Source organism: Sinomicrobium weinanense (assembly GCF_018863395.1).
Classification (GTDB): Bacteria; Bacteroidota; Bacteroidia; order Flavobacteriales; family Flavobacteriaceae; genus Sinomicrobium; species Sinomicrobium weinanense.
Genome location: NZ_JAHKRR010000001.1, coordinates 950,885 through 967,174 on the forward strand (window position 1 = coordinate 950,885; position 16,290 = coordinate 967,174).

Genomic DNA, 16,290 nt, shown 5'->3' on the forward strand with positions numbered 1-16,290 from the left:
CGTGCGTCTCTACATAGATAGGGTTTAAAAAATAATAATATGAACGAAATACGAATTTTCTGCCCCGCTACCATTGCCAATGTCTCCTGTGGATTTGACGTGCTCGGACTCTGCCTGGACAAGGTGGGAGACGAAATGGTGATCCGCAAAACGGGGAACAACCAGGTGACCATTTCCAAAATCGAGGGCCAGGACCTGCCTCTCGACACCGAAAAAAATGTGGCCGGGGTATCTGCTTTGGCACTGCTGGACCACCTGGGAAGCACCCAGGGGTTTGACATTGAGATCTACAAGAAGATCAAACCCGGCAGCGGTATCGGCAGCAGTGCCGCAAGTGCGGCCGGAGCAGTATTTGGCATCAATAAGTTGCTTGGGGAACCTTTGTCTGCCAGGGAACTTATTCCTTTTGCCATGGAAGGCGAAAAACTGGCCAGCGGATCATGGCACGCCGACAATGTAGCCCCTGCCCTTCTCGGCGGGTTTTCCCTGGTGCGAAGCTATGAACCGCTCGATGTGATAAAACTGCATACTCCCGGGGAGCTCTATGCTTCCATCATCCATCCGCAGATAGAGGTAAAAACGGCAGACGCCCGTTCCGTGCTTAAGCATTCCGTTCCCCTGAAAAAAGCGATACAGCAATGGGGAAATGTGGGAGGATTGATAAGCGGACTATATACCGAAGATTACGATCTCATTTCAAGGTCGCTTCACGACGGGATCATCGAACCCCTGAGAAGCCTGCTTATTCCCAGGTTCTCTCTGGTTAAGGGGGCAGCGCTCGAAGCAGGTGCCCTGGGCAGTGGAATTTCCGGCTCAGGTCCATCTATATTCGCATTGAGCCGGGGCGAAGATACAGCTCAGAAGGTGGCAGAGGCCATGGCCGGGGGTTATGCAGGTTCCGGGGTGGATTTTGATATCCATATTTCCGGTATAAACCCGGATGGTATGCGGGTGCTGCAATAAACTAAAAACACAATTATAATGCCCATTAACCAGCAAAAACACAGGTTTTACGTTATGACAGGTGGCCCTGGTGTGGGTAAGACCACTACCCTGCTGGCACTGCAAAAGCACGGGTATGATCACGTGCCCGAAGTGGCCAGGCAGGTTATCCGGGAACAAATGGCACAGGATGGAGACGCCCTGCCGTGGAAAAACACGGAAAAATACAGGGACCTTATGCTAAGCCGATCGGTTGATTCCTATCTTTCAGCTCTGGAGAAGCAAGCAGAAAAGCCCTTGTTTTTCGATCGCGGCATCCCGGACACCCTGGCTTATTCCTATCTCGAAGATATTCCCGTTTCCGATGAACTGAAAGAAGGATTGCAGGATTATCGCTACCGCTCCGAAGTGTTCATATTTCCTCCGTGGGAAGAGATCTATAAAACTGACGGGGAAAGAAAACAAGACTTCGAAGAAGCCGTAAGAACCTATGAAGTAATGGCGGAAGCCTATACCCGGCAAGGATACGAACTCCTGGTAGTCCCGAAAACCGATGTGGAAGAACGCGTAAAATTTATATTGAACCATCTCAACACTTAGAACAAAAATGAAACCCCCAAGATAAAATTTCATTTAACACAAACAAGCATGAATATGGGTGTTCCATGTGACCGTTGAAAAACAAATAAAAAATATACACATGAAATATTACAGCTTAAATCATAAAAGCGAACAGGCTTCTTTTAAAGAAGCAGTTATAAGGGGCCTCGCGCCGGACAAGGGATTGTATTTTCCGGAATCTGTCCCGCCCCTTGATCCCGCATTTATCGAGGACCTGGAAAACCAGTCAAATGAAGAGATCGCCTACCGGGCCATTGCGCCATTTGCAGGAGATGAGATCCCGGAAAATGAACTCCGCAGGATTGTAGGTGAAACCCTGTCCTTCGATTTTCCATTACAGGAAATTGAAGAAAATGTTCACTCCCTGGAACTCTTTCACGGCCCTACCATGGCTTTTAAGGATGTAGGTGCGCGCTTTATGGCCAGGTGCCTGGGCTATTTTAACCGGGACAAAAAACAGGATACCGGAAAAGTAACTGTCCTTGTAGCTACCTCCGGGGATACGGGAGGAGCCGTTGCCAGTGGTTTTCTCGGGGTAAAGGGTGTAGATGTGATCATCCTCTATCCAAAGGGCAAAGTAAGCGACATCCAGGAAAGGCAGCTCACCACCCTGGGGCAGAACATCACTGCCCTGGAGGTAAACGGTACTTTCGACGATTGCCAGGATATGGTAAAAAACGCCTTCCTGGACGATAGCCTTAGCGCAAAGAACCTCACTTCTGCCAATTCCATAAATGTAGCCCGCTGGCTTCCACAGATGTTCTACTTTTTCTTTGCCTACAAGCAATTAAAGGACAAGAGCAAGGATGTGGTCTTCACCGTGCCCAGCGGTAATTTCGGTAATATCTGTGCAGGGATCATGGCGCGTAAGCTCGGCCTGCCCGTAGATCATTTTGTCGCTGCTACCAATATTAACGATACCGTTCCGCAATACCTCCAAAGCGGGGTCTATACCCCGAAACCGTCCAGACAGACCATCTCAAACGCTATGGATGTGGGCAACCCCAGTAATTTTGTGCGTATCCAACACCTGTTCGACAATGACCTGGATGCATTGAAGGCCGGCTTTTCCTCTTATAGTTTTACGGATAAAGCTACCCGCGATGCCATGTCGCAGATATATAAAAAGTCCGGGTATATTGCAGACCCTCATGGAGCCGTAGGCTACCTGGGACTGAAGGAATACCTCAAAAACAACCCGGGAAAGGCCGGGATATTCCTCGAGACCGCCCACCCGGTAAAGTTCCTCGATATTGTAGAAGATACCCTGGGTGTTCACATATCCATACCTGAGCAGATCAAAACCGTAATGGATAAGGACAAGGTAAAACACAACATCAGTAACTATGAAGAGCTGAAAGGGTTTCTTTTGGAAAGGGAATAGACTGTATTGCTTTAATGAGCGGTTTCCTGAAATGCAATTTCGTCATGCTAAACTTGTTTCAGCATCCCATCCCCATTGTCGGACCAGTGTGATGAGACCCTGAAACAAAGCCTGTCCCGACACATCGGGGTTCAGGATGACGGGTCATGCATGATCTTTCAGGAGACCGCTTTTTTTGTTGTATTTCATTTTTTTCTCCTTATCTTGTGTGGATAAAATATCCTGATAAACAACACTAAATCAAAAATATACGATATGCGACATTTATGGGTACTGGTGCTGTTGGTAACGCTCATAGCGTGCAAACAGGCACAAAAACAAAAGGACGAAGACCAGCAAAACGTTTCTGAACAGGAAACGACAGATACTATTGAAAAACCCGCTGTTGATTATGCCAAATTCGGAATTGATACCGGCGATCTTCCGGAAGGGCTTCAGGAAGGAGACCCCGCTCCGGAGGTATCTTTTGTATCCGGGGACGGAGAAACCGTAGCCCTGGCAGACCTTTATAAAGAACAACCGGTAGTGGTGCTGTTTTACCGCGGGTATTGGTGCCCGGTATGCAACGCATACCTTTCGGACTTTGCCACCCGGGCCAGGAAGATCGAGGAAAAAGGGGCAAAACTCATAGCCATTACCCCGGAATCCTATGACAATGTAGCAAAGACTGTTGAGAGTACCGGGGCTGACTTCACCATTTATTCAGATACGGACGGGCAGATCATCGAGGCCTTTGATGTGGATTTTGACGTTACGCAGGATTACCAGAACCTGGTCGAGGAAAAACTGGGGGCTTCCATAGCTGATGTCAATGCTTCAGGGGATGCGGTATTGCCGGTACCTGCAACCTTTATCATCGATACGAATGGCAAGGTTGTTTTTAAACAGTTCAATCCGGACTATACCCAAAGGGCATCTGTGGATGAGATCGTAGAGAACCTGCCGTAAATGAAATTCAAAGTAAAATAGGCCCGCCGGAGGTTCTTCGCTTTGCTCAGAATGCCGGAGGGGATTTTCAGACGATTAAGGCTTCTCTGAGAATGGTGACCGGATGTTTGGCCTTTTTGCCTGTCCCGTCCAGGATCTGGTGGCGGCAGCTTGTGCCGTTTGCCGCGATGATCGTATCTTTTCCGGCATTGCGTACTGAAGGGAACAATCGTAACTCCCCTACTTTCATGCTGATGTCGTAATGCTCCTTTTCATAACCGAACGATCCGGCCATGCCGCAACAACCGCTGTTAATGATACTCACCTTGTAGTTTTCAGGGAGATTGAGCATGTCAAACGTCACTTTTTGATCAGACAGGGCTTTCTGGTGACAATGGTTATGTATTTTAACCTGCTTCGTTTCTTTGGTAAACTGCGAAGCGGAAATATTCCCCTTTGTTATTTCGGAGGCGATAAATTCTTCGATCAGCCATGTGTTACCGCTTATCTCTTCTGCAGCTTTACTGTCGGAAGCCAGTTTTAAGTATTCGTCCCGGAAAGACAAAATAGCCGATGGTTCAATCCCTATCAGGGGGCAATCTGCGGAGACCATATCCTTCAGGTCCCCGATATTTTTGTTGGCGGCCTTTTGTGCCTGTTTTAAAAAGCCTTTCGAAATAAAGGTCCGTCCACTTTCCCCCCGGTACACTTTTACCTTATATCCCAGCCTGCTCAGGAGTTCAACCGCATCATTGCCTACATTTCCATCTAAATAATTAGTAAACTCGTCAATAAACACAACAACTTCAAGTTTTACTTTAAGTGTTTCTGATCTGTGGTTTGTGATATTACGTGACTTTTTAAAAGGGATGAGCGGCGGAAAACTCCGCTCCCCGGAAATGCCGATCGCCTTTTTAAGGAAGGCGCCCGTGATCTGGTTTTTATACATTTCATTGGCCAGCCAGGGAAAAACAGAGGCCATACTATTGAGCCGGGTATTATATGCAAAGGCCTTGTCCCTGATGCTCGTTCCGTTTTCCTTTTGGTACTGATACAAAAACTCTGCTTTGAGCGTGGCCATATCCACATTGCTCGGGCATTCACTGCCGCAGGCCTTGCAGCTCAAACACAGGTCCAGGACTTCCTTGATCTCGCTGTGATCAAACCTGTTCTCCTTTTCGGAGCGGGTCAGGAATTCCCTCAGTGTATTGGCCCTCGCCCGGGTCGTATCTTTTTCATTCTTTGTAGCGTGATAACTGGGGCACATGGCTCCGGCCGACAGATGTGTTTTCCTGCAATCACCGCTGCCATTGCACTGTTCCGCAGCCCTTAATATGCCTTTTGTTCCCGAGAAGTCGAGAAAGGTCTTTATTTCCGGTTCGGTACGATCCTTTTCGTAACGCAGGGATGTATCCATCTGTGGGGAATGCACTATTTTTCCCGGGTTAAAGATGCCTTTGGGGTCAAAAACCGATTTTATCTCCGAAAGCAGCCGGTAATTCTCCTCTCCCAGCATCAGCTTTATAAATTCCGAACGCACGATCCCGTCCCCGTGTTCCCCGCTCAGGGAACCCCTGTATTTTTTGACCAGGTGCGCCACATCTGTGGTGATCTGCCTGAAGAGGGCTACATCTTCGGAAACTTTCAGGTTCAGTATGGGCCGAAGGTGAAGCTCTCCGGCACCCGCATGGGCATAATAGACCGCTTTTTGCCCGTATTTCTTCATCAATCCGGAAAATTCGGAGATATAGGGAGCCAGGTCCTCCACGGCCACCGCCGTATCTTCAATACAGGCCACCGCTTTTTTATCGCCTACGATATTTCCGAGCAGCCCCAACCCGGCCTTACGCAATTCCAGGGCTTTCCGGATATCGTCGGCATACAGCACCGGGAAAGCATAGCCGAGCCCGCTTTCTTTCATAGTGTCCAGGAGCCGTTTTTTCCTGTCTTCCAGCTCATTTTCGTCATCCGATCTCAGTTCGAGCATCAGGATGGCTTCGGGATCGCCTTCTATGAAAAACCGGTTGGGTAGCTGGCCCTTGTTGCTCTTAGTACGATCCAGGATCACTTTGTCCATCATTTCGCAGGTAAAAAGCTGGTGGTTCATGGCCGGGACCACGGCGTTCAGGCAGTTTTCGATACTTTCGAAATGAGCGGCCACCATAACGCTGTATTTCGGCGGCAGGTCTTCCAGTTGCAGCCTGATCCTGGTTATAAAAGCCAGGGTGCCCTCGCTGCCACAGATCAGCTTACAGAGGTTGAAATCCCCGCCTTCCGGCGCAAAGGGTTTTAGCTTGATGATCTCATCTATGGCATAACCGGTATTCCGGCGGTGTATTTCCGGTTTCGGGTAGTTGTCTTTGATCCTTTCTCTCGTTTCTTTAGATATTAGCCTGTTATGTAACTCCCTGTAAATACTACCTTCCAGTGTTTTTAATTCAAGTTTTTCTTTAAACTTTTCTTCTGAAAGGGATTTAAAGACCACTTCAGATCCATCAGAGAGTATGGCTTCGATCTCCAACACTTTGTCGCGGGTAACGCCATACTGTATGGAAGTGGTTCCGCTGGAATTATTGCCCACCATTCCACCGATCATACAGCGGTTGGATGTGGAGGTGTTCGGACCGAAAAACAGGTTATACAATTCGAGGTACTGGTTCAGTTCGTCCCTGATAACCCCGGGTTCTACATCTACTGTTCTCTTTTCCTGGTCAACGTGAAATATCCTGGTGAAATGTCTTGATACGTCCACCACGATCCCCTCTCCTACACATTGTCCCGCAAGAGAGGTGCCGGCAGTCCTGGGAATCAGGGAAAGACGATGCTGCGAGGCATAAGTGATCAGTTTTTTGATATCTTCTTTGGTACGGGGGTAAGCCACGGCCATCGGAAGTTTCCGGTATACAGAAGCGTCCGTGGCGTATATATTCCTGTACAGATCGTCAACATGTAGTTCTCCCTCGAGTTGTATCTCTGTTTTTTTCAACATCCGCATAAGATTTGTGTAAAAATAGCGTTGTAATGGCACTAAACAAAGTTAAAACATATTATATGAAAAAATTATTTGTATTCCTTATCATTGTCCTGGGGGGTATTACAGTATCACAGGCACAACTGATATCACCAAATGCCCTGGGACTCCGTATAGGGGATAGCGATGGCTTTGGTGCAGAGATATCTTACCAGAGAGCCCTGAAAAGCGACACCCGACTGGAACTGGACCTGGGATGGAGGGATTCCGACCATGTAGACGCCTATAAACTCACTGCCCTGCATCAATGGGTATGGAACATTGACGGTGGTTTCAACTGGTTTGCAGGTGCCGGTGGAGGAATCGGGAGCTATGATTACGACTATATCGACGAAAGCGGAACCTTTCTTTTCGCTGCCGGGGATATTGGTATTGAGTACAATTTTGATATCCCGCTGGTACTTTCCCTGGACATGAGGCCGGAACTCGGCTTTACGGACGAGTACCGGGACGACCTGGACCTGGACATTGCTCTCGGGATCAGGTTCCAGTTTTAAATTTTCCCCGGCTGACTTACAGGGTTTTGTAGTTAAATCTGCAAATTTGATGTCGGTTTTTGGGAGGATCAATTGAGAAAAAATCCATATATTGCATATATTGGACCATTAATTTAATAGTATCTGTTATGAAGAAATTGATTTTTTTAGCTGTTTTATCATTGGGATTTATGGCGACTTCCCAGGCACAGGAGATCTCTCCGAATGCCATAGGGCTTCGTTTAGGGGATAGTGATGGCTTTGGTGCAGAAATCTCTTATCAAAGAGCATTGGGAGCCAACAACCGTCTGGAACTCGATCTCGGATGGAGAGATTCGAAACATACAGACGCTTTTAAACTCACAGGTTTATACCAGTGGGTTTGGAACCTCGAAGGTAATTTTAACTGGTATGCCGGTGCCGGTGGCGGCCTGGGAGGCTACGACAATAATAAAATCGACGATAGCGGCGCTTTCTTTTTCGTAGCAGGTGATGTAGGTATTGAATACGATTTCGATATTCCGCTTATGTTGTCCCTGGATTTTCGTCCTGAACTCGGTTTTACCGATGAATACCGGGATGGATTGGACCTGGACATCGCACTGGGTATCAGATACCAGTTCTAAAAATAAACGTTTATAATTTATGCTCCCGGGAAACACTGCTTTTCCGGGAGCATTTTTATTGGTACCCTTTATATCTTTGAGGAACTGTCCATTTTATTGCACAGGGATAGGATTTTAGTGGTTTATTATTACCTTTAGGTCCAAAATCAACCAGAATGCGCAGAAAAAGTTTTTATCTTATTACAGGCTCTTTTTTTCTTATCACAGCAATTTCCTGCCACTCGTCCCGAAAGGATAAGGCAGGAGACAATTCACAAAAACAAGTTCCGGATAGCATCACTTCCTGCGAAACAGGGCTGCCGGACCGGTTCTCTGCAGGCAGGGAGAACTCCACAAACATTCCGAAGGGAGAAGCTTCCCTTGAAGGGATGGTATGGATCCCCGGTGGCGAATTTACTATGGGGGCAAGTGATGATGAAGGCCGTCCGGATGAATATCCCGCGCATCAAGTAAAGGTCAACGGTTTCTGGATGGATGAAACCGAGGTGACCAATGCACAGTTCAGGGAATTTACAGAGGCCACGGGCTACGTGACCACGGCAGAGCAGGCCCCGAAATGGGAAGACATCAAAGAACAACTGCCTCCGGGCACTCCTAAACCTCATGATAGTTTACTCGTAGCTTCATCCCTTGTATTTACACCGCCCGATCATCCTGTTCCCCTGAACAATGCGGCTCAGTGGTGGAGCTGGGTAAAAGGTGCCGACTGGAAGCATCCCAACGGCCCGGAAAGCAGTATTGAAGGAAAAGGCAACTATCCCGTAGTGCATATTTCATGGGATGATGCCAAAGCCTATGCCCGATGGGCCGGAAAAAGGCTCCCGACCGAAGCCGAATGGGAGTTTGCCTCCCGCGGAGGACTGGACGACAACAAATACCCCTGGGGCAATGAGGATATCGAATCGGGAAAACCCAAAGCCAATACCTGGCAGGGTACGTTTCCCAATAAAAATACCGATTGGGACCAATACGACCTGGCGGCTCCCGTAAGGTCTTTTTCACCTAACGGTTACGGCCTGTATGACATGGCCGGGAATGTCTGGGAGTGGTGTGCAGACTGGTATCGTGACGATTATTACAAAAAACTGAATAACACCACCGCCGAAAACCCCACAGGACCGGATAACAGTTATGACCCGATGGAGCCCACAGTGCCCAAAAAAGTCATTCGCGGCGGTTCTTTTTTGTGCAATGCATCCTATTGCAAGGGCTACCGGGTGACCTCCCGTATGAAGTCCTCTCCGGACACCGGAATGCAGCATACGGGGTTCAGGTGTGTCAGTGATAAACCAAAAACAGGAAAGTAGGGTTATGAAGGACTTAGGACTGCAAGACATAAGACTTAGGACCTTATGTAATCGTCATACGCCATAAGTCGTGTAGTCTTATGTCAGCCCATCAATATACAAATCATTCTGAATGAAGACCATAAGAATAACCGGAGTGCCGGAGCATTTTAACCTTCCCTGGCACCTTGCCATGGAAGAAGGAGCGTTTGAAAAAAGAGGTATTGACCTTCAATGGGCAGATACGCCCGAAGGTACCGGAAAGATGTGTCAGATGTTACGCGAAGGAACTACAGATATGGCCATCATTCTCACCGAAGGGATCGTAAAGGATATTACGGCCGGAAACCCTTCAAAGATCGTTCAAACCTATATAGAAACCCCATTGATCTGGGGTATCCATGTTGCAGCAGGATCTCCGTATCAAAAGACTGAGGCCCTGGAAAACACAAAAGTGGCGATCAGCCGTTTCGGGTCCGGTTCTCACCTGATGTCTTTTGTCAATGCGAGGAATATGGGCTGGGATATCAATACACTGAAATTCGAGGTCATCAATACCATCGAAGGGGCCGTAGATGCCCTTACGGCAGGTAATGCCGACTATTTTATGTGGGAACGTTTTATGACCAAACCCCTGGTAGACCAGGAGATATTCCGCCGTATCGGGGACTGCCCTACCCCCTGGCCCTGTTTTGTCATCGCGGTACGGAACGGGATACTCGAAAAAGACCGGAATATCGTAAAACACATCCTGGAAGTGATCAACACCTATACCGCCGATTTTAAGCAGATCCCCAGCATAGACCGGACCCTGGCCAACCGGTTCGACCAGAAGACGGAAGATATACGGGAATGGTTGACCTTAACGGAATGGAGCCAGGATACAATGTCCCCGGAAACCCTGAAAACCGTGCAGGACCAATTATCGGAACTGGACCTTATCCCGGAAAAACTGTCTTACGAAAAAGTAGTGTCCCCGGTGTAAATGATTTACATTACTTTTAATAGGTATCGTATTTTTGATTAAATTTGATATATGAAACACCTCACACTTAACATACCTGATAAATTAAATCTTGATGAACGAGAAATAAAGAGGTTTCTAGCGGCAAAAATGTATGAGTTTGGAAAACTTTCACTGGGACAAGCTGCGGAACTGGCCGGGCTGTCCAAAATTGCTTTTACAGAAATATTAGCGGACTACGATGTTTCATTAATTAATCATCCTTCTTCAGATATATTAAGAGATGCCGCTCAATTCTGAAATTATTATTTCTGATACAAGTTGCCTGATTCTTTTGAGTAAAATTGATGAGTTAGAGTTATTGAAAAAAATGGGGGAAACCATTTATATAACCTCTACAATTCATAAAGAATTTGGGAAGAAATTACCCAATTGGATCAAGGTCAAAAAACTAAAAGACAATCATTACCAAAAAATTCTTGAAATGGATCTGGATCCTGGTGAAGCAAGTGCCATTGCTTTATCACTTGATCTTGAGAATGCCGTACTTATATTAGACGACCTTAAAGGAAGAAAGGTTGCAGAACGATTACAACTGAAATACTCGGGAACATTTGGTTTGATTCTAAGAGCAAAACAAGAAGGTATTGTAAATCACGTACGACCTATACTGGAAAAAATAAGGATGACAAATTTTCGGTTTGATGAAAATTTATTCAAAATCATAATAGAAGAATCCGGAGAGTAAAAATTTATCGTTTATCCTTGTCCTCTCCGACTACTTCTTATAAATCACCACTGTATAGCAGCTTTACCCACACTCTCCAGGTATCCATTGGCCTTGCTAAAGTGTTTGTTACCGAACCAGAACCCCCGGTTGGCACTTAACGGTGACGGGTGGCCGGTTTCCAGCACCAGGTGTTTGCTTCTGTCTATCTTGCTCCCCTTTTTTTTGGCATAACCGCCCCAAAGCATAAACACCATGTTTTCCTTTTCTTCAGATACTTTTTGTATCACGGCATCCGTAAATGTTTCCCATCCCCTGTTCTGGTGGCTACCAGCCTGGTGGGCCCGTACGGTAAGGGTGGCATTGAGCAGAAGTACGCCCTGGTCGGCCCAGCGTTCGAGGTTACCGCTCTTGGGATAAGGAGTCCCGAGATCTGCTTCTATTTCCCGGAAAATATTGATCAGCGAAGGTGGATGGGCTATACCATCATTCACTGAAAAACAAAGCCCGTTGGCCTGTCCCGGGCCATGATACGGGTCCTGTCCGATGATCACCACTTTTATATCGTCAAAACGGCAATGATCAAAAGCGGCAAATATTTCACTGCCCCTGGGATAACATTTGTGTTGGGTATATTCATTCCTTACAAAGCCTGCAAGGGATTCGAAATAGGGCTTTTCAAATTCCGGTTGTAGCCGGGCTTTCCAGCCAGGGTCTATGTTTACGTTCATATTTTTGGGTTTGTCGCTTTCAAAAATACTTATTCTACAGGATTTGGGCAAAGAATTAAAAGCGCACGACAAGTTACCTTACCGCTAAAATCCCATAAAACATGGATATTTACAGGTAAAATCGGCGAATGTCCGTTACATCCGTGTCCCATCCCCCACCTCGGGAAGGCTTTTATCGCAACAAATCCCCGGTTCGTATCCGAAAACATCTCTTTGGTAGCTACTTTAATTCTATAATCCCTAAAAAGGTTAACTTTGAGAGGATACAGAAAACAATACATGGCCTTTCCCCTTAAATCCAAATACACCACACCTCTTCTCCACGGAATAATCTGGTGTGGTATTATGGTCCTCCCTTTTATAATAAGGAGTCCCGATGGCAATGTTTTTCCCCCGGCTTTTACCCTTATAGCCAATATCATACACCTGGGGCTGTTCTATTTCAATGCCCTGTATCTCTTTCCGAAGCTGATGAACCGCAAATGGTGGTGGCTTTATATCATCAGTGCTTTTGTGCTCATAGCCAGCATATTCCAGATCAAATCTTTGCTCTTAAGGCTCCTGGCTCCGCCTGAAGTTGTTGTGTTGGAATATACGAACGCTTTGATAGGTTCGCCCATCATTCTGTTTTTTATAGTCAGTATCATATACAGGATCGTGGCAGACCGGATCAATTATGAAAAGCGGTTAAAAGAGCGCGAAGCCGAGCAGCTTTCTACCGAATTAAAGTTTCTCCGCTCCCAGATCAGTCCGCATTTTTTGTTTAATGTACTGAACAATATGGTATCCATGGCACGGCATAAATCCGACAGGCTGGAACCGTCCCTCATCCGTCTTGCCGGGCTGATGCGGTATATGTTATACGAATCCGAAGCCAGGAAGGTCCCTTTGGCCCACGAGATCGATTACCTGAAAAGTTATATCGAACTCCAGAAAATGAGGTTTGAAGACCATGTAAAGGTTACTACGGATATTGATTACGAAGACCATTCGGAAACCATAGAACCCATGCTGCTGATCCCTTTTGTCGAAAACGCCTTTAAACACGGGGTAACATGGGTAGATCAGCCCTTTATTCACATAGAGCTCCATGTAAAGAAAGCTGCCCTTCACTTTTCGGTAAAGAACAAATTCAGTATGGATGAAGAACTGTCCAAAGATAAGGATTCGGGCATTGGCCTGGCCAATATACAAACACGTCTGCAATTACTGTATCCCGGTAAATACAAGCTGACGATAAATAATAGCGACGGAATATTTTATACACATCTAATTCTCCCTTTAACATGATACGTTGTATAGCAGTTGATGATGAAAAACCGGCACTCGACCTTCTGGAAGACAACATCCGGCAGGTGGCTTACCTGGAACTGGTAAAGCGCTGTAAAAATGCCATGGAGGCCATTGAAGTGCTCCAGTCAGAAAAAATAGACCTTATATTTCTCGATGTACAGATGCCCGGGCTGAGCGGCCTGCAATTTGTACAAACACTGATGGCTCCTCCCATGATCGTCCTGGTTACTGCATATGAAAAATACGCCCTTGAAGGATTTAACCTGGATGTTGTGGATTACCTGGTAAAACCTGTTGCCCTGGAACGTTTTATCAGGGCCTGTAACAAGGCCAAGGCCCTTTTTGACCTGAGGCAATCCAAAACCCCACAGGCAGACAGCAGTATCCGCGACCACTTTTTTGTCCATGTGGAATACGGGCTTGTAAAGATCGTTGTGGATGACATTCTTTACGTGGAGGGCTTAAAAGACTACATTAAGATCCATTTATCGTCTGCTTCCCGGCCGGTTGTTACCAGGATGAGCCTTAAAGCCATGATGGAACAACTTCCTGACGACCGGTTTATACGCACACATAAGTCTTATATTGTGTCTATTCCCCGGGTGACTTCCATTAAGCGCGATCTGCTCTATATCGGCGACATAGAGATCCCCGTAAGTGAATCTTATAAAGAGAGCATGGCAAGGATACTGGGCCGCTCCAAAAACTGAAGTCGCTACATTTCACCCTTTCGTCTCTTTGTTTTCCCCGTTGGTATACTTCAAAAAAAACCGATGGACATAGTCATTACTTTTATTTCAGCAATCGTAAAAATCCGGTAGCTACGATTCAGAAAATGAAATGTTTAACTTTTAAAATTTATGACTATGATATTCGGATTCATCATTTTTACCCGACTGTTATTTATTGCTTGTATGGTATTTGTCATCGGGCATGAATTCGGTTCTTTTTCAAAAAACCGGGTATTGCGAAGGATTACCAGAGTAGCAGCTATTCTGGCTGTTGTTCTGTTCTTTTTCTCTACGGGATTTGCCATGCGCGGTACTCCCTGGAGGGGACATTGTTTTGATCCGCAGGGTCGTCATTACAAAGACAGTACTATGACCCACCAGGGATACTACAATAAACCATACCATCTGCAATCAAATAACGCTGAACAGTAGATGTATATACTATATGTATACATCGAAACCGGTACCTGGCTACCCGGTACCGGTTTTTATCTTTTGACACTTCAACCTGTTTAAAGAAAGTCATTTTTTATCCTGTACAATCTCTGATGTAGCCGGGCCTTTCCGGTTCGGTATACCCACTCCCCTTTTGTTATGAAAACGTTCATATTTATTTTTATCGCAAGTATGTTTTCCGTAAACGCCGTGCTTTCCCAACCTGTCGTTCTTATCAAAGGGAGCAAGGCTCCAGGCATGGTCATGGAAATGGTAGAACAATTTATGGAACACCTGGATATCGTGGAAAACATACACCTCACGATAAGTTTCACCAGCCATGTGCCGAAAAACATGAAAGGAATAACCTTTTGCCTGGATTCTCCCAAACCAGATGGCTATCATCATATTGCCGTATGGCTGGATATAGATTTGAGCTTAATGCAAAACCTTGTCGTTCTGGCGCATGAAATGGTTCATGTAAAACAGTATGCCAAAGAAGAGCTCATCATGATAAACCGGGAATGGGTTGCCTGGAAAGGAAAGCGCTACAAGGCAAAAGTATATAGCCGGAAAATGCCCTGGGAAGTCGAGGCTTTCCGTTCTGATAATAAACTGGCCAAAAAGTACCGCACGGAAACATCCGGTTCTCTCCCGGAACTGGCCTTGAATCCATAAAATTTAAAAACACTGAAAAATCAATATTATGAAAGCATATAAAGAACGAAAAATAATCCGCTGGATACATATTATTTTAAGCATCCCGGTAATAGGGCTTATCTACGGGCCTGTTTACGAAATTCCCCGTGCTGTCACAGCTATTCGCTGGGTATTCTTTCCGGTTATCCTTATCTCGGGTTTCTGGATGTGGTACGGGCAATTTTTAAAACGATGGATTAAGAAAAAGTACCTGAAGAAAAGATCTTGAAACAGCTATCTTACAACTTCACTTCTTTGCCGCTCGCCGCCGATTTATAGATGGCTTCCACGACACGGATATCCCGTAGCCCTTCCTCCCCGGGAACGAGCATGGGTTTTCCTCCCATAATGGCAAGGGCATCATCGTCCATTTGCTTCGCCTGCTGCCAGGGAACCTGGTACGGGTGATCGATCTCCCCGAGCGGGCTACTGCCTTTAACCCCTGCATAAGCTGAAAAAGGAGCTATTTTGATATCTCCTTTTTCACATTCGATATCCAGGAAGTTGAAATTTTGCCCGAAACTGGTCTTGATATCAGCAAAAACGCCACCGGGAAATTCCAGTTTGGCTACCGCAGTTTCATCCAGTCCGTTCTTATAGATCTCCGGTCTGGTCGTAGATGTTTTTGCAGAGACCACGGCAACAGGTTCCATATTCGATCCCAGCCGGGCTCCCTGAATGGGATATACGCCCATATCATAAAGCGCCCCTCCCCCCATTTCTTTTTTCTGTTTCCAATGGTCGGTACGGTCGTCCCGGTAGCCGGCCCCACAGTTTATATATTTAACCGGCCCCAGCAACTGTTCACGGACAATCCGCCTGTATTCCTGTGTGTTTGGTTCGTGTTGCAGGCGATACCCTATGGCCAGCGACTTTTTGTTTTTGGCACAGGCATCTATCATATCCCGGCATTCCTGCGCTGTCAGGGCCATCGGTTTTTCGCACCACACATGTTTCCCGGCATCGGCTGCCCTGATGGTATATTCGCGGTGCATGGACGGGGGCAGCACCACGTATACCACATCGATATCGGGATTGTTGGCTATATCGTCAAAGTTTTCGTAGTTGTATATATTCTTATCGGGAATATTGTATTTTTTGCTCCATGCCTCTGCCTTGGAAGGTGTTCCGGTGACAATGCCTGCCAGGTAGCAATGTTTCGTCTGCTGAAGGGCCGGTGCCAGGAGGTCCGTGCTGTAATATCCCAATCCTACGAGGGCCACTCCCAGGCGGTCCTTTTGGAGATCTCTTGCTGACAGTAATAATCCGGGGGCCAGGGCTATGGCTCCACTGCTCAGGGCCATGGTCTTTAAAACAGTTCTTCGGGATGAGGAGTTCACGGTTGTATTTGTTTTTATGATGAGCTGTTTAAATTAAATCATTTTTTACAGTTTGTCAAATTTTCGTGTAGGATTAA

18 protein-coding genes are annotated in these 16,290 nt (G+C 46.4%); 15 read left to right on the plus strand and 3 right to left on the minus strand.

Annotated features, from left to right (window positions below):
- The first annotated feature begins 39 nt into the window (after positions 1 to 39).
- From KN811_RS04140 to KN811_RS04155, 4 genes are all read left to right on the plus strand, one after another.
- Positions 40 to 963 (plus strand): homoserine kinase, encoded by a 924-nt coding sequence (locus KN811_RS04140; RefSeq protein WP_187967517.1) that lies wholly within the window; start codon positions 40 to 42, stop codon positions 961 to 963.
- A gap of 18 nt (positions 964 to 981) precedes the next feature.
- Entirely contained in the window at positions 982 to 1,542 is a 561-nt protein-coding gene (locus KN811_RS04145) for an AAA family ATPase (RefSeq protein WP_187967516.1), read from the plus strand.
- A gap of 100 nt (positions 1,543 to 1,642) precedes the next feature.
- On the plus strand, positions 1,643 to 2,947 hold the full coding sequence (gene thrC / locus KN811_RS04150) for a threonine synthase (protein WP_187967515.1): 1,305 nt from the start codon (positions 1,643 to 1,645) through the stop codon (positions 2,945 to 2,947).
- A gap of 255 nt (positions 2,948 to 3,202) precedes the next feature.
- A complete protein-coding gene (locus KN811_RS04155) occupies positions 3,203 to 3,895 on the plus strand; it encodes a peroxiredoxin-like family protein (RefSeq protein ID WP_187967514.1) in 693 nt (230 codons plus the stop codon).
- A gap of 67 nt (positions 3,896 to 3,962) precedes the next feature.
- Here the strand turns inward: KN811_RS04155 and KN811_RS04160 are convergent, their stop codons facing one another.
- Positions 3,963 to 6,863 (minus strand): FAD-binding and (Fe-S)-binding domain-containing protein, encoded by a 2,901-nt coding sequence (locus tag KN811_RS04160; RefSeq protein WP_216334671.1) that lies wholly within the window; start codon positions 6,861 to 6,863, stop codon positions 3,963 to 3,965.
- Between the two features lie 62 nt (positions 6,864 to 6,925).
- Here KN811_RS04160 and KN811_RS04165 point away from each other — a divergent pair, with 62 nt between their 5' ends.
- The 6 genes from KN811_RS04165 (at position 6,926) to KN811_RS04190 (ending at position 11,005) form a co-directional block, all read left to right on the plus strand.
- Positions 6,926 to 7,402: a hypothetical protein gene (locus KN811_RS04165; RefSeq protein ID WP_187965548.1), complete on the plus strand. Its 477-nt coding sequence runs from the start codon at positions 6,926 to 6,928 to the stop codon at positions 7,400 to 7,402.
- A 128-nt stretch (positions 7,403 to 7,530) separates the two neighbouring features.
- Positions 7,531 to 8,007, plus strand: a complete 477-nt coding sequence (locus KN811_RS04170) for a hypothetical protein (RefSeq protein ID WP_187965547.1) — start codon at positions 7,531 to 7,533, stop codon at positions 8,005 to 8,007.
- 155 nt (positions 8,008 to 8,162) lie between these two features.
- Positions 8,163 to 9,314, plus strand: a complete 1,152-nt coding sequence (locus KN811_RS04175; RefSeq protein WP_187965546.1) for a formylglycine-generating enzyme family protein — start codon at positions 8,163 to 8,165, stop codon at positions 9,312 to 9,314.
- A 112-nt stretch (positions 9,315 to 9,426) separates the two neighbouring features.
- Positions 9,427 to 10,278: a substrate-binding domain-containing protein gene (locus KN811_RS04180; protein ID WP_187965545.1), complete on the plus strand. Its 852-nt coding sequence runs from the start codon at positions 9,427 to 9,429 to the stop codon at positions 10,276 to 10,278.
- A 51-nt stretch (positions 10,279 to 10,329) separates the two neighbouring features.
- Positions 10,330 to 10,557, plus strand: a complete 228-nt coding sequence (locus KN811_RS04185) for a UPF0175 family protein (RefSeq protein ID WP_187965544.1) — start codon at positions 10,330 to 10,332, stop codon at positions 10,555 to 10,557.
- Entirely contained in the window at positions 10,541 to 11,005 is a 465-nt protein-coding gene (locus KN811_RS04190; protein ID WP_187965543.1) for a PIN domain-containing protein, read from the plus strand. The genes KN811_RS04185 and KN811_RS04190 overlap by 17 nt, the downstream gene beginning before the upstream one ends.
- A 44-nt stretch (positions 11,006 to 11,049) precedes the next feature.
- On the opposite strand, the gene KN811_RS04195 is transcribed toward KN811_RS04190, so the two are convergent.
- Positions 11,050 to 11,715: a uracil-DNA glycosylase gene (locus tag KN811_RS04195; protein ID WP_187965542.1), complete on the minus strand. Its 666-nt coding sequence runs from the start codon at positions 11,713 to 11,715 to the stop codon at positions 11,050 to 11,052.
- A 255-nt stretch (positions 11,716 to 11,970) separates the two neighbouring features.
- Between KN811_RS04195 and KN811_RS04200 the strand changes: the two genes are divergently transcribed.
- The 5 genes from KN811_RS04200 to KN811_RS04220 all read left to right on the plus strand — a co-directional run bounded on the left by KN811_RS04200 (position 11,971) and on the right by KN811_RS04220 (position 15,102).
- Positions 11,971 to 13,005: a sensor histidine kinase gene (locus tag KN811_RS04200; protein WP_216334672.1), complete on the plus strand. Its 1,035-nt coding sequence runs from the start codon at positions 11,971 to 11,973 to the stop codon at positions 13,003 to 13,005.
- Complete coding sequence (locus tag KN811_RS04205) at positions 13,002 to 13,718, plus strand: LytR/AlgR family response regulator transcription factor (RefSeq protein ID WP_187965541.1); 717 nt, start codon at positions 13,002 to 13,004, stop codon at positions 13,716 to 13,718. The genes KN811_RS04200 and KN811_RS04205 overlap by 4 nt, the downstream gene beginning before the upstream one ends.
- A 156-nt stretch (positions 13,719 to 13,874) precedes the next feature.
- Positions 13,875 to 14,171, plus strand: coding sequence for a hypothetical protein (locus KN811_RS04210; RefSeq protein ID WP_187965540.1), 297 nt, complete (start codon positions 13,875 to 13,877; stop codon positions 14,169 to 14,171).
- A 162-nt stretch (positions 14,172 to 14,333) separates the two neighbouring features.
- Positions 14,334 to 14,852 (plus strand): hypothetical protein, encoded by a 519-nt coding sequence (locus KN811_RS04215; RefSeq protein ID WP_187965539.1) that lies wholly within the window; start codon positions 14,334 to 14,336, stop codon positions 14,850 to 14,852.
- A 28-nt stretch (positions 14,853 to 14,880) separates the two neighbouring features.
- Positions 14,881 to 15,102 carry a hypothetical protein gene (locus KN811_RS04220; RefSeq protein WP_187965538.1) on the plus strand — a complete coding sequence of 74 codons (222 nt, stop codon included), beginning with the start codon at positions 14,881 to 14,883 and terminating at the stop codon, positions 15,100 to 15,102.
- A 10-nt stretch (positions 15,103 to 15,112) separates the two neighbouring features.
- On the opposite strand, the gene KN811_RS04225 is transcribed toward KN811_RS04220, so the two are convergent.
- The gene (locus KN811_RS04225) at positions 15,113 to 16,213 is read right to left on the minus strand and encodes a Gfo/Idh/MocA family oxidoreductase (RefSeq protein ID WP_187965537.1); all 1,101 of its coding nucleotides are present in this window, start codon (positions 16,211 to 16,213) and stop codon (positions 15,113 to 15,115) included.
- Positions 16,214 to 16,290 lie beyond the last annotated feature (77 nt).